Origin of the sequence: Bacillus sp. TSO22 (assembly GCF_020223595.1) — a bacterium.
GTDB classification, from domain to species: domain Bacteria; phylum Bacillota; class Bacilli; order Bacillales; family Bacillaceae; genus Bacillus; species Bacillus inaquosorum.
Window position 1 is genome coordinate 264,318 of the sequence record NZ_JAHAWO010000001.1, and the last position, 14,079, is coordinate 278,396.

The 14,079-nt window shown below is 43.1% G+C and carries 13 protein-coding genes, 1 tRNA gene and 1 other annotated feature; of the genes, 11 read left to right on the forward strand and 3 right to left on the reverse strand.

Features of this window, described 5'->3' with window-relative positions:
- The 7 genes from racE (at position 1) to KHQ79_RS01430 (ending at position 6,038) form a co-directional block, all read left to right on the forward strand.
- Positions 1 to 819 carry a glutamate racemase gene (racE, locus tag KHQ79_RS01400; protein WP_080030800.1) on the forward strand — a complete coding sequence of 273 codons (819 nt, stop codon included), beginning with the start codon at positions 1 to 3 and terminating at the stop codon, positions 817 to 819.
- Between the two features lie 114 nt (positions 820 to 933).
- Positions 934 to 2,034: a spore germination protein GerM gene (gerM, locus tag KHQ79_RS01405; RefSeq protein ID WP_003237641.1), complete on the forward strand. Its 1,101-nt coding sequence runs from the start codon at positions 934 to 936 to the stop codon at positions 2,032 to 2,034.
- Positions 2,035 to 2,144: 110 nt separating this feature from the next.
- Complete coding sequence (gene rph, locus KHQ79_RS01410; protein ID WP_225514068.1) at positions 2,145 to 2,882, forward strand: ribonuclease PH; 738 nt, start codon at positions 2,145 to 2,147, stop codon at positions 2,880 to 2,882.
- A gap of 12 nt (positions 2,883 to 2,894) precedes the next feature.
- On the forward strand, positions 2,895 to 3,491 hold the full coding sequence (locus KHQ79_RS01415; protein WP_225514069.1) for an XTP/dITP diphosphatase: 597 nt from the start codon (positions 2,895 to 2,897) through the stop codon (positions 3,489 to 3,491).
- Positions 3,492 to 3,505: 14 nt separating this feature from the next.
- On the forward strand, positions 3,506 to 4,015 hold the full coding sequence (locus tag KHQ79_RS01420; protein ID WP_225514070.1) for a metallophosphoesterase: 510 nt from the start codon (positions 3,506 to 3,508) through the stop codon (positions 4,013 to 4,015).
- 130 nt (positions 4,016 to 4,145) lie between these two features.
- Positions 4,146 to 4,219, forward strand: a tRNA-Arg gene (locus tag KHQ79_RS01425).
- Between the two features lie 601 nt (positions 4,220 to 4,820).
- Positions 4,821 to 6,038: a Kelch repeat-containing protein gene (locus KHQ79_RS01430; protein ID WP_250648160.1), complete on the forward strand. Its 1,218-nt coding sequence runs from the start codon at positions 4,821 to 4,823 to the stop codon at positions 6,036 to 6,038.
- 415 nt (positions 6,039 to 6,453) lie between these two features.
- On the opposite strand, the gene KHQ79_RS01435 is transcribed toward KHQ79_RS01430, so the two are convergent.
- The 3 genes from KHQ79_RS01435 to KHQ79_RS01445 form a co-directional block, all read right to left on the reverse strand.
- The gene (locus KHQ79_RS01435) at positions 6,454 to 7,266 is read right to left on the reverse strand and encodes a YsnF/AvaK domain-containing protein (RefSeq protein ID WP_225514072.1); all 813 of its coding nucleotides are present in this window, start codon (positions 7,264 to 7,266) and stop codon (positions 6,454 to 6,456) included.
- A gap of 189 nt (positions 7,267 to 7,455) precedes the next feature.
- Entirely contained in the window at positions 7,456 to 7,911 is a 456-nt protein-coding gene (locus KHQ79_RS01440) for a GNAT family N-acetyltransferase (RefSeq protein ID WP_148982113.1), read from the reverse strand.
- Positions 7,912 to 8,098: 187 nt separating this feature from the next.
- Positions 8,099 to 8,425 carry a hypothetical protein gene (locus KHQ79_RS01445; RefSeq protein WP_225514073.1) on the reverse strand — a complete coding sequence of 109 codons (327 nt, stop codon included), beginning with the start codon at positions 8,423 to 8,425 and terminating at the stop codon, positions 8,099 to 8,101.
- A gap of 445 nt (positions 8,426 to 8,870) precedes the next feature.
- Positions 8,871 to 9,117 (forward strand) — a binding site (T-box leader).
- 122 nt (positions 9,118 to 9,239) lie between these two features.
- Here KHQ79_RS01445 and ilvB point away from each other — a divergent pair.
- From ilvB to KHQ79_RS01465, 4 genes are read left to right on the forward strand one after another with little or no spacing between them, the layout of a single operon-like run.
- Positions 9,240 to 10,964, forward strand: a complete 1,725-nt coding sequence (gene ilvB / locus KHQ79_RS01450) for an acetolactate synthase large subunit (RefSeq protein ID WP_225514074.1) — start codon at positions 9,240 to 9,242, stop codon at positions 10,962 to 10,964.
- Positions 10,961 to 11,479: an acetolactate synthase small subunit gene (ilvN, locus tag KHQ79_RS01455; protein WP_003237622.1), complete on the forward strand. Its 519-nt coding sequence runs from the start codon at positions 10,961 to 10,963 to the stop codon at positions 11,477 to 11,479. Before ilvB ends, ilvN begins: the two co-directional genes overlap by 4 nt.
- A 23-nt stretch (positions 11,480 to 11,502) precedes the next feature.
- On the forward strand, positions 11,503 to 12,531 hold the full coding sequence (gene ilvC, locus KHQ79_RS01460; RefSeq protein WP_003222549.1) for a ketol-acid reductoisomerase: 1,029 nt from the start codon (positions 11,503 to 11,505) through the stop codon (positions 12,529 to 12,531).
- On the forward strand, positions 12,518 to 14,074 hold the full coding sequence (locus tag KHQ79_RS01465; RefSeq protein WP_225514075.1) for a 2-isopropylmalate synthase: 1,557 nt from the start codon (positions 12,518 to 12,520) through the stop codon (positions 14,072 to 14,074). The genes ilvC and KHQ79_RS01465 overlap by 14 nt, the downstream gene beginning before the upstream one ends.
- Positions 14,075 to 14,079: the final 5 nt, after the last annotated feature.

The following is a 14,079-nucleotide window of genomic DNA, read 5'->3' on the forward strand; positions in this document are numbered from 1 at the left end:
TTGTTGGAGCAACCAATAGGAGTCATTGATTCCGGGGTTGGCGGTTTAACCGTTGCAAAGGAAATCATGAGACAGCTACCAAAAGAGAATATTATCTACGTCGGGGATACGAAACGGTGTCCATACGGGCCGCGTCCTGAAGAAGAAGTGCTTCAATATACGTGGGAGCTGACGAATTATTTACTCGAAAACCACCACATCAAAATGCTCGTGATCGCCTGCAACACAGCAACAGCGATCGCATTGGAAGACATCCAGCGCAGCGTTGGCATACCGGTGGTCGGAGTGATCCAGCCGGGTGCGAGAGCAGCGATAAAAGTGACGGAGAACCAGCATATCGGTGTCATCGGCACAGAGAATACGATTAAGAGCAATGCGTACGAAGAGGCGCTTTTAGCATTAAATCCTGATCTGAAGGTTGAGAACCTTGCCTGTCCGCTGCTTGTGCCTTTTGTGGAAAGCGGAAAGTTTCTCGACAAAACAGCAGACGAGATTGTCAAAACATCGCTGAATCCGTTAAAAGACACATCGATTGATTCGCTGATTCTAGGCTGCACCCACTATCCTATTTTAAAAGAATCCATTCAGAGATATATGGGAGAGCACGTGAACATTATATCATCCGGCGATGAAACAGCCCGGGAAGTCAGCACAATTCTCTCATATAAAGGGCTGCTGAACCAGTCTCCGTTTGTCCCGGATCATCAGTTCCTGACAACAGGAGCACGTGATCAGTTTGCGAAAATCGCAGACGACTGGTTTGGCCATGAGGTGGGTCATGTGGAATGCATCTCACTGCAAGAACCGATTAGAAGATAGTTTTCCCCCGCAACGGTATGTTGCGGGTTTTTTCTGTTTTGCCGGAATTCTTCGGTCTATTTCCTAAAGAGGCTCGTATACATAATAGTACAAACAGCCTTAGGAGGGAAAAGTATGCTGAAAAAAGGACCTGCAGTCATTGGTGCCACTTGTCTCACCTCTGTCTTGCTTTTATCCGGATGCGGTTTGTTTCAATCTGATAAGGCAGCCGAGGAAATTGATCCGCCTCAAGACGTTACATACGTGAACGATGAAGCGGGGGCCGATTCAAATACAACAGCAGCCGAAAAAACAGAAAGTGAAAAAAGCGATACCGCCAAAGCGGATCAAGCCTCATCTGCAGTCATGAGGGAGCTTTATCTCATTGATAAAAACGGGTATGTCGTTGCGCAAACGCTGCCCCTTCCGAAAAGTGAAGGCACGGCCAAACAGGCGCTTGAATACCTCGTTCAGGGTGGACCTGTGTCAGAAATTCTTCCGAATGGCTTCAGAGCCGTATTGCCGGCTGACACAACCGTTAACGTTGACATCAAAAAAGATGGGACTGCAATAGCTGATTTCTCTAATGAATTTAAAAATTACAAGAAGGAAGACGAACAGAAAATTGTTCAATCTGTGACGTGGACGCTTACACAATTCAGTTCGATAGATAAAGTGAAGCTGAGAATAAACGGCCATGAACTGAAGGAGATGCCTGTAGGCGGGACGCCGATCTCAGATGATTTAAGCCGTAAGGACGGCATTAATTTGGAAACAGCCGGTGTAAATGATCTCACTGCGACCCATCCGCTGACAGTCTACTATTTGGCGGAAAACGATGACAGTGAGTACTATGTGCCGGTGACAAAACGGATCGACAATTCGGAAAAAGACGACATCACAGCAGCTATCAATGAATTGGCTAAAGGCCCAAGCAAGGTGAGCGGACTGTTAACAGACTTCAGTGAAGACGTAAAGCTGGTCAGCAAGCCGAAGATCAAAGACGGACGGGTGACGTTAGATTTTAATCAATCTATATTCGGCAGCGCCGATGAAAAGACGAAAATGATTTCTTCAGAAGTGCTGAACAGCATTGTGCTGACGTTGACGGAGCAGCCGGATGTAAAAAGTGTCTCTGTTAAAGTAAACGGGAAATCAGAGCTTGTAAATGAAAAAGGTGAAAAACTCACAGAACCGGTCTCCAGACCTTCTCAAGTGAATACGGGTAGTTTTTAAATTGGGATTTTTGATATACTAGAAAGAAAGAGGTTAGCGTTCCGGCTGCCTCTTTCTTTATTCAATTCCGGGACAAAAATGGTTTATGTACATATAATCGGAGGTAAAACATGAGACATGACGGAAGACAACATGATGAGCTGCGTCCAATCACATTCGATTTGGATTTTATCAGCCATCCGGAAGGTTCTGTTCTAATAACAGCGGGACATACAAAAGTAATCTGCAACGCATCTGTTGAGGATCGCGTGCCGCCGTTTTTGCGGGGCGGGGGAAAAGGCTGGATTACTGCTGAATACAGCATGCTGCCGCGGGCAACAAACCAAAGAACAATCAGAGAATCTTCAAAGGGGAAAATTTCCGGCAGAACAATGGAAATTCAGCGCCTGATCGGCCGCGCGCTTCGGGCAGTGGTAGATTTAGAAAAGCTCGGTGAACGGACGATTTGGATTGACTGCGATGTCATTCAGGCTGATGGCGGAACAAGAACCGCTTCCATTACAGGAGCATTTCTTGCGATGTCGATTGCGATTGCCAAGCTGCTCAAAGCGGGAACAATCAAGGCAAACCCGATCACTGATTTTCTCGCCGCGATCTCTGTCGGAATTGATAAGGAACAGAGAATTTTGTTAGATTTAAACTATGAAGAAGATTCCTCCGCAGAAGTTGACATGAATGTCATTATGACAGGCAGCGGCCGTTTTGTGGAACTGCAGGGAACCGGGGAAGAGGCGACTTTTTCAAGGGAAGATCTAAACGGACTTCTCGGTCTTGCAGAAAAAGGCATTCAAGAGCTGATTGACAAGCAAAAAGAAGTGCTGGGTGATTCTCTGCCAGAACTGAAATAAAGACAGAAAGGCTTGATCATCATGAAAGAAGCAATTATTGCGACACATAATCCGGGAAAAGTAAAGGAATTTAAAGAAATCCTTGAGCCAAAAGGCTATGATGTCAAATCGTTAGCTGAAATTGGATTCACTGAAGAAATTGAGGAAACAGGCCATACGTTTGAAGAAAATGCCATTCTGAAAGCAGAAGCTGTTGCCAAAGCAGTGAACAAAATGGTGATTGCGGACGACTCCGGTCTGTCCATCGATAATCTTGGCGGCAGACCCGGGGTTTATTCAGCCCGTTATGCAGGGGAGCAGAAAGACGACCAGGCAAATATCGATAAAGTGCTCAGCGAGCTGAAAGGGATCGAAAAAGAACAGCGCACGGCCCGTTTCCGATGCGCACTTGCTGTGAGTATCCCAGGAGAGGAAACAAAAACAGTCGAAGGCCATGTTGAAGGGTATATTGCAGAAGAATCGAGAGGGGAATACGGCTTTGGCTATGACCAGATCTTTATCGTGAAGGATAAAGATAAGACAATGGCCGAACTGACAAGTGATGAAAAAAATAAAATCAGCCATAGGGCTGACGCGCTTAAAAAGCTGGCTAAGCTTTTGGAGGCATAAGGGGGAACCTTGTAATGAACGTGCTGATTATCAGTGACAGCCATGGCCTTGAAGAAGAACTCCAAACCATCGCGAAACGACATGAAGCAGAAGTTGATCTCATGATTCATTGCGGAGACTCTGAACTTGAAACCGGTCATCCGGGATTAGAGCCTTATGCGGTTGTCAAAGGCAATTGCGATTTTACTGGCGATTTTAAGGACGAGCTTCTTCTGACTGCCGGTTCAAAAAAAATATTGGTCACGCACGGCCACCTTCACGGTATAAAACAGACCTTGTTAAACGTATACTATCGTGCAGAGGAGCTCGGAGCGGATATCATCTGCTTCGGGCATTCGCACATCGCGGGAAGCGAAGTGCTGCGCGGAAAACTGATGATTAATCCAGGAAGCATCAGGCTTCCGAGGGTGCGCAGGACAGAAAGCTATGCTATACTGACATTAGAAAATGATGCCGCAACCGTGCGTTTTTACGACCAAGCAGGCCATGAAATTGAGGATCTGCAAAACCGAGTCACACTATGAAAATGTCATGAGGAAGAAAATTTTCTTCCTCATGAAAAAAATTCTAAAAAACCGTTGACTTATTGTTGTATCCCATATATAATAAATCTTGTCGCTGATAGTTAAAGCGAAAAACGAAAAAACAAAACATGTCCCAGTAGCTCAGCTGGATAGAGCAACGGCCTTCTAAGCCGTCGGTCGGGAGTTCGAATCTCTCCTGGGACGTACCGAAAAGTCTTAAACCTATAATAGGGTTTGAGGCTTTTTTTATTTTGGGTAATGTTAAAAATTCTTATGTTTAATAGACTGAAAAACAGAGGATGCGCTTGAAAATGTAGTGAAGAAAATGAAATTTTCAGATCTTAATTTTGACAAGCGAGAAACAATCGGACCATTGCATCTGCAACTTTTAAAATGTCATTCCAGATGCGTCAAAGGATGAAAACAATACCTTTTCAAGTAATATTGAAGTGTTGATTAAAACCATTAAATGTTTGAAAGCGATAATGGATTACTGAGGAAAGATTACACTGTGGCTTATGGTACTCAAAACTGTTGCCTTATGATACGCCTTGTATACAAACAGGCTTTGGTGATAAAGGAGATCATGGATATAATAGAACAGTTTGATCGGGTTAGTTTTATCTTTTATAGAAGACGCCCTGAATTTTAGGTAATGGGTTGAATAAAGGATTAACGATAAACTTCAAAAATTAAACCTTTAACAAGATGAGACGATATAATCAAAGTATTGCCTAATTTTATTAAAGGAGTGATATTTTCGAAAAAAATAATCTTGTTGTTTGCATTGACTATTTGCTCAATCATGAGCCCTTGTTATCAAGCGCATGCAGCTGAAGAGGAAAAAGGCTGGGTGAGTCAGGCTGATTTACCGGAACCAAGAAGCCATGCAGCTACAGCTGTTGTCGGAGACAAAATATATGTTATTGGTGGGTATGGAAAAAATATAGCCACAAATACTACATTTGTTTATGATTCTAAAAAAAATGAATGGTCAAAGAAATCGGATATGCCAATAAAATTAGCTGGATCGGCTGTTGCGGTAATTAAAGATAAGATTTATGTAATGGGAGGAAACACATATACAACCAGTCATACTGAAAATTCTTCGAAACTATTAATTTATGATACCAAAGCCGATAAATGGGAAGAAGGAGCAGATGTCCCCAAAAAAAGCTTCTTAGGGACAGCGGTAGCTATTGATAATACTATTTATCTAATGACGCAGCAAGAAACATCTACACCTAGACATTTTGCTTATAATACCGCAACAAATAAATGGGAAAATAAATCGAGTGGACAACCAAATTCAAAAGCTGCAGCATCTGCGGTTGTGAACGGAAAAATTTATTATATTGGTGGCAATAGTACTTCGAACTCTGGAAGTAATACCATTTATGAGTATAATCCGTTGAATGATTCATGGGTTAAGAAAGGGTTTGTAAGGAATGTTTGGCATGCTTCTGCTGTAGCTTACGGCGGCAAGATTTATATAATTGGAGGCTTCTTCGCGACGAATACCAACGCAACTAATTTCGTCCAAGTGTACGATCCTGTAACTAATACAACAAATGCTATGGATGAAAAAATGCAGTTTGCTCGCGCGGGGGCAGGAGCTGTAGTAATAAATAATGATCTTTATGCGGTTGGAGGAGCTACAAAGAGTCCTTCTGAAAGTAACTTTTTTAACTCTGTTGAAAAATACACAATCAAAGATACTTCAACTACTCCTGATCCTGGAACAGACAACGGTAACGGACCGAAGCCAGATGAGGAAACACCATCTGACGACGGCGACGCCCTGCTTGTCATCACCATGGTCAACGGCTTGCAAAAAGAGTACCAGCTCTCCATGAAAGAAGTTAACGCTTTCCTTAATTGGTACAAGCAGCGTGATGCTGGAGAGGGACCAGGCTTTTATGAAATTGATGAACATGAAAACAACAAAGGGCCTTTCGAAAGTAAAAAGGACTATGTTGTGTTTAAAAATATTTTGATGTATGAAGTAAATAAATACAAATAATAAACAACCATCCAGTATAGTGCTGGTGGATGTTTTGTAGTGTCTTCACTGTTGAGGAAAATGGATAGAAAGTGTGTGTAACTAACGAACGTTAGCTGGAGATATTTAAGGCAATTCAAATGATAGTACTCTGCCGTTTCACTTGTACTTTTAATGAGGTTCTTACCTCGTGGTATAGCGTCGAAGAAAGCATTGAAAAAATGTCCAAATTATGTTCGCTTTTACTTAAAAGATACTATTCAGTCTTCAACATAGTTTGTAATAGGCTTGTAATAACCTGTTAATTGAAGCTCTCACACAATGGTTTGGAACAAGCCTCTCTATTGTATTGAATAACTCGTGTAGCAACACCTTTTCTATAGTTTTTTAAAAGGCTGACCTAAAATTACATCAAGTCAGCCTTTTGTGAATATTTTTATTTGTTATTTAACGTATCATCATCCAAGCCGTCAACTTTTCCTTCTTTATTCAGGCGAGGTTCTTCTTTCTTCACAGTTTCAGAAATATGTTCATTTTCTTCAACAGTACGTTTTCCAACAACTACTTCATCAGTGACAACAGGTTTTTTAGTCACTTCCAGCTTTTCCTCAACGATTGGAACTCTGACCGTTTCTGAATCATTGACAGGAGAAGCGTCCGTTGTGTTTTCATCCACTGGGCGGCGTTCAACATAAATTTCATCGTGTCTCACTGGGATGTCCATATCTCTTTGTTCTGTTTTCACTTCTTTTCCTATCTCTACTTCTCCAGTTTGAACGTCTTCCTTACCGACTTTTAGCTGTTCTTCGCGCAGCGGCATGGTTTTTTCTTCTTTCGTTGTATAATCCGCCATTTCATTTGTGCTTGAAAAGCCGCCTGAAATATCAATAGGAGTATTTACATCTGCATCTGTATCAACGGCCACAAGGAGTTTTCCGTCATCCAGATCCTCTTGATACTTGTCGATTTCGTCAGTTGTGATATCCAAATCGGATAATGCCTTGCTATGTGCAGCAGTATCATCCATGGTGAAATAATCTTTCAGTTTATCGAAAAAAGATTCAGAATCGCCCTCATGTGCATCGATGGCCTGATTGACTTCTGTTCCTGTGCGTGATTCAAGATAATCTGTATCTCGACGGCTTGTCACAACAGAAATGTCGTCAGAATCATACCCTTTTGTTAATAAGCCTTCAATTGCTGCGATTGTTTCCTGCGGAGTTTCGTATACACCAACTATACTTTTCATATCAATCTCCTCCTTTATCAATTTTACATTTTATCGTTCATGTCGTTTGTAATTCCCGCTGCTCTTTAAAATAAACAAAATTGAAAACACCGGGTGTGTTTTAAAACAAGGCGGATTAGGTGTGAAAGACAAAAAAGGATAGATAAGACAGATCACCCTCTGCACTTATCTACCCTCATAAAAAATGCCTCACAATTCCTTCGTCATAAACACACTGTTCGGATCTTCAACATAGTCTGCAAACGGTTCACAGTACTGAAAACCGAAGCTTTCATACAATTTTCTTGCCGGCTCAAATGATGCCATTGAACCCGTTTCTAAGCTTAACCGCTCATAGCCTCGCTTCCCAGCCTCCTCTAGGATGTGCTGAAGAACTTGTTTGGCAACGCCTTTTCTTAAATGGGATGCAGACGTCCGCATTGATTTGATTTCTCCATGCCGGCTGTCCAGTTCTTTAAGCGCTCCGCAGCCGGCTAGTTCATCACCCTCCCATGCGCTCCAAAATGTTATTTCAGGCTTTCTCAGTCTTTCTAAGCCTAAGGCGTGGATGCTTTCGGGCGGGGACATGAGTGTCATGCTATGTAAATGCTCCTTCACAAGTGAGATCACTTGATGTCCAGTTAAATCATCTATTTTTATATACAATTCTAGTTCCTCCTCAGAAACTTGTTGATTTGCAGAACGTATTTTCATTTCATTTTAATCATATTCCGTTCTGTTTCCAAATAGAAAGACAGAAAATCTGACAGTATGGGATTATTGTTTAGAATGATAAGACGTTTCAAAGCAAAAAAAAGAGCCGAAATAGATGTTCGGCCCCTTGTGGTTTTCTTTAATATCTAAAGCCTCCGTGTACACCGGCTGCTCCGCTGAATCCGCCAGCGTGCGTTGCCGGGATACTGAAACCGCCGCCGTGACCGCTATAGCCGCCACCTGCAAATTGCTGTCCGTAAAATCCTGAAGCATATGGAAATGAGGAGTACATAGCAGATGGAGTGCTTAGCGGGCTGTATGCTTGGCTGTACGGCTGTCCGTATCCATAGCCTCCAAACGGCTGATAGCTTTGCTGATAAAAGGCAGGAGCCGTCGGATAATATGGCTGCGGAAAGCTTGGAAAACCTCCGGGCAATCCTTGGATGTCTGCTAATGATTTATTCATCGTATCACCTTTTCTATGCAAGATATCACCAGTCTATGCCGGGAATTGATGAAAGAGCCTATCCGAATTGAAAATGTTTGCAAGAAGATCTTTCATACATATATCTCATCGAAATAATAGCACGTCATATTTTATGACATGTTTATATCAGATTAAAAAATTCTGGTGTATCCTTGATAGATTAATAAAAAAATTATAAAAACTTTTAACATTTGCAATTCCTTACATACCAATAATGAAAGCGTATACAATATAGATTGATTAATCAAAATTGTCTAATAATTTTAAAAAATGCTGTTGACACTGCGTCCAAAGCGGCGTAATATGAGTTCAACAAAAGATAAACGCAAGCTTCACAAGCAAAAATGATCGCAATATGATTCTGAAAAATCAAAAAACAATTGACCCTCTTGAACTGCTGAAAAGCCGTTCAGGAGACTGAATATGAAAAGCGCAGATGAGGATAAGTAGCCTTGCTGAAGTTTTCCACAGAGAACCGGGTTAGCTGAGAACCGGTGAAGCTTTACAAGGTGAACTCGCCTCAGAGTGCCAGTCTGAAATCATAGTAGGACTTGGCCGGGTGAACTTGATTCACTCGTTATTAAAGCGGATAGAAATATCCATGAGACGGCCGATTTTAAGGCCGTAAACAAGGGTGGTACCGCGGAAAGAAGAGCCTTTTCGCCCCTTTTAGCTATCGCATTCACTGCGCGGCTGATTGTGGGCGGAAGGGCTTTTTTTATTGAATAATCAGCTATCAAGCTAATTTAAAGATGATCTTTAGAGGATGAAAATCCAAAAGGAGGAACTGAAAATGGGGACTAATGTACAGGTGGATTCAGCATCTGCCAAATGTACACAGACGATGAGCGGAGCATTAATGCTGATTGAATCATTAAAAAAAGAGAAAGTAGAAATGATATTCGGTTATCCGGGCGGGGCAGTGCTTCCGATCTACGATAAACTCTACAATTCAGGGATGGTACATATCCTTCCCCGTCACGAACAAGGTGCGATTCATGCAGCGGAAGGATACGCAAGAGTATCTGGAAAACCTGGTGTCGTCATTGCCACGTCAGGTCCGGGGGCGACAAACCTCGTTACAGGCCTTGCGGATGCCATGATTGATTCATTGCCATTAGTGGTCTTTACAGGGCAGGTAGCGACCTCCGTTATCGGCAGCGATGCATTTCAGGAAGCGGACATTTTAGGAATTACCATGCCGGTGACAAAACACAGCTACCAGGTTCGCCAGCCGGAAGATCTGCCGCGCATTATTAAAGAAGCGTTCCATATTGCAACAACTGGGAGACCCGGACCTGTACTGATTGATATTCCGAAAGATGTAGCAACAATCGAAGGAGAATTCAGCTACGATCATGAGATGAATCTCCCGGGATACCAGCCGACAACAGAACCGAATTATTTGCAGATCCGCAAGCTTGTAGAAGCCGTAAGCAGCGCAAAGAAACCGGTGATCCTGGCGGGTGCGGGCGTACTGCACGGAAAAGCGTCAGAAGAATTAAAAAATTATGCAGAGCAGCAGCAAATCCCTGTGGCACACACCCTTTTGGGGCTCGGAGGCTTCCCGGCTGACCATCCGCTTTTCCTTGGAATGGCCGGAATGCACGGTACTTATACAGCCAATATGGCCCTTCATGATTGTGATATTTTAATCAGTATCGGCGCCCGTTTTGATGACCGCGTCACAGGAAACCTGAAGCACTTTGCAAGAAACGCAAAGATTGCCCACATCGATATTGATCCGGCTGAAATCGGAAAAATCATGAAAACACAAATTCCTGTAGTCGGAGACAGCAAAATTGTCCTCCAAGAGCTGATCAAACAAGACGGCAAACAAAGTGATTCAAGCGAATGGAAAAAACAGCTTGCCGAATGGAAAGAAGAGTACCCGCTCTGGTATGTAGATAATGAAGAAGAGGGCTTTAAACCTCAGAAATTGATTGAATATATTCATCAATTTACAAATGGCGAGGCCATTGTCGCAACGGATGTCGGCCAGCATCAAATGTGGTCAGCGCAATTTTATCCGTTCCAAAAAGCAGATAAATGGGTCACATCAGGCGGACTTGGAACGATGGGATTCGGCCTTCCGGCAGCGATTGGCGCACAGCTGGCAGATAGAAATGCTACTGTAGTCGCGGTACTCGGAGACGGCGGTTTTCAAATGACGATCCAAGAACTAGATGTCATTCGCGAATTGAATCTTCCCGTCAAAGTCGTGATTTTAAATAACGCTTGTCTCGGAATGGTCAGACAGTGGCAAGAAATTTTCTATGAAGAACGCTATTCAGAGTCTAAATTTGCTTCTCAGCCTGACTTCGTCAAATTGTCAGAAGCATACAGCATTAAAGGCATCAGAATTTCATCCGAAGCGGAAGCGAAAGAAAAGCTGGAAGAGGCATTAACATCAAAAGAACCGGTTGTCATTGACGTGCGGGTTGCCAGCGAAGAAAAAGTATTCCCGATGGTGGCTCCGGGAAAAGGGCTGCATGAAATGGTGGGGGTGAAACCTTGAAAAGAATTATCACATTGACTGTAGTGAACCGTTCCGGCGTGTTAAACCGGATTACCGGTCTATTTACAAAAAGACATTACAACATTGAAAGCATTACAGTTGGACACACAGAAACAACCGGCGTTTCCAGAATCACCTTTGTTGTTCACGTTGAAGGAGAAAATGATGTTGAACAGCTGACAAAACAGCTCAACAAACAGATTGATGTGCTGAAAGTCACAGACATCACTAATCAATCGATTGTCCAGAGGGAACTGGCCTTAATTAAGGTCGTTTCCGCACCGTCAACGAGAACAGAGATAAATGGAATCATAGAGCCGTTCAGAGCCTCTGTCGTTGATGTCAGCAGAGACAGCATCGTTGTTCAGGTGACAGGCGAATCTAACAAAATTGAAGCGCTTATTGAACTGTTAAAACCTTATGGTATTAAAGAAATCGCGAGAACAGGTACAACGGCTTTTGCGAGGGGAACCCAGCAAAAGGCGTCATCCAATAAAACAATATCTATTGTATAAAACTTAACAAGGGAGAGATTGAAATGGTAAAAGTATATTATAACGGTGATATCAAAGAAAACGTATTGGCTGGAAAAACAGTAGCGGTTATCGGGTACGGTTCGCAAGGCCACGCACATGCCCTGAACCTAAAAGAAAGCGGCGTTGACGTTATCGTCGGTGTTAGACAAGGAAAATCTTTCACTCAGGCCCAAGAAGACGGACATAAAGTATTTTCAGTAAAAGAAGCGGCAGCTCAAGCCGAAATCATCATGGTTCTGCTTCCGGATGAACAGCAGCAAAAAGTATACGAAGCTGAAATCAAAGATGAATTGACAGCTGGAAAATCATTGGTGTTCGCTCACGGATTTAACGTTCATTTCCATCAAATTGTTCCTCCGGCGGATGTAGATGTATTCTTGGTAGCGCCTAAAGGTCCGGGACACTTGGTAAGAAGAACATATGAGCAAGGAGCTGGCGTACCGGCATTGTTCGCGATTTATCAAGATGTGACTGGAGAAGCAAGAGACAAAGCCCTTGCATATGCAAAAGGAATCGGCGGCGCAAGAGCAGGCGTTTTGGAAACGACATTTAAAGAAGAAACAGAAACAGATTTGTTCGGTGAGCAAGCAGTTCTTTGCGGCGGATTAAGCGCGCTTGTAAAAGCCGGATTTGAAACATTAACTGAAGCAGGTTATCAACCTGAACTTGCATACTTCGAGTGTCTTCACGAGCTGAAATTAATCGTAGACCTTATGTACGAAGAAGGACTGGCAGGAATGAGATATTCAATCTCTGACACAGCGCAGTGGGGAGATTTTGTATCAGGACCTCGCGTTGTTGACGCTAAAGTAAAAGAATCTATGAAAGAAGTATTAAAAGATATCCAAAACGGTACATTCGCAAAAGAGTGGATCGTCGAAAACCAAGTAAACCGTCCTCGTTTCAACGCCATCAATGCGAGCGAGAACGAACATCAAATCGAAGTGGTGGGAAGAAAGCTTCGTGAAATGATGCCGTTTGTGAAACAAGGCAAGAAGAAGGAAGCGGTGGTCTCCGTTGCGCAAAATTAATTTTTTCGATACGACGCTTCGTGATGGTGAACAGTCCCCTGGCGTGAACTTAAATACTCAGGAGAAACTTGCCATAGCAAAGCAGCTCGAAAAACTCGGGGCAGATATCATTGAAGCGGGGTTTCCCGCTTCGTCCCGAGGTGACTTTTTAGCTGTTCAGGAAATCGCAAGAACCATTAAAAATTGTTCGGTGACTGGTCTTGCCCGTTGTGTAAAAGGTGATATTGATGCTGCTTGGGAAGCGTTAAAGGACGGTGCTTACCCTAGAATTCATGTATTTATCGCTACATCGGACATTCATTTGAAACACAAGCTGAAAATGACTCGTGAGCAAGTGATTGAAAGAGCGGTTGAAATGGTGAAATACGCAAAAGAACGTTTTCCTGTTGTGCAATGGTCAGCTGAAGATGCCTGCCGCACTGAACTGCCGTTTTTAGCGGAAATCGTTGAGAAAGTCATTGACGCAGGCGCAAGTGTTATTAACCTTCCGGACACGGTCGGCTACCTGGCCCCAGCGGAATACGGAAATATCTTTAAATATATGAAGGAAAACGTTCCGAACATTCATCAAGCAAAGCTTTCGGCCCACTGTCATGATGATTTGGGAATGGCAGTCGCAAACTCTCTTGCTGCGATTGAAAATGGCGCTGATCAAATTGAATGCGCTGTGAACGGAATCGGTGAAAGAGCTGGAAACGCGGCATTAGAGGAAATTGCCGTTGCCCTTCATATCAGAAAAGATTTCTATCAAGTTGAAACAGGCATTACATTGAACGAGATTAAGCGAACAAGCGATTTAGTAAGCAAGCTGACAGGCATGGCTGTTCCGCGCAATAAAGCGGTTGTGGGCGATAATGCATTTGCTCATGAATCAGGCATCCATCAGGACGGCTTCTTAAAAGAAAAATCGACTTATGAAATTATTTCACCGGAGCTTGTCGGCGTAACAGCAGATGCGCTTGTCCTAGGGAAACATTCCGGACGCCACGCATTTAAAGACCGGCTGACTGCTTTAGGATTCCAATTTGATAGTGAAGAGATTAATAAATTCTTTACGATGTTCAAAGAGTTGACTGAGAAGAAAAAAGAAATCACTGATGAGGATCTTGTTTCTCTTATTTTAGAAGAAAAAGTAACAGATCGCAAGATTGGGTATGAATTTCTTTCCCTGCAAGTACATTACGGAACAAGTCAGGTTCCTACGGCTACACTCTCTTTGAAAAATCAAGAAAACGCAGAGCTTATTCAGGAAGCGGCAACTGGAGCCGGAAGCGTGGAAGCGATCTACAACACGCTTGAGCGCTGCATCGATAAAGACGTGGAGCTCTTGGACTACCGCATTCAGTCCAACAGAAAAGGCGAAGACGCATTTGCCCAGGTTTATGTAAGAGTTTTGGTGAACGGAAAAGAATCAGCAGGGCGGGGCATAGCGCAAGACGTATTAGAAGCTTCAGCGAAAGCCTATTTGAATGCAGTCAACCGTCAACTGGTTTTCCAGTCGAATATGAGCGGACTTAAAAACCATACAGCTGTCGGATCATAAAAGAA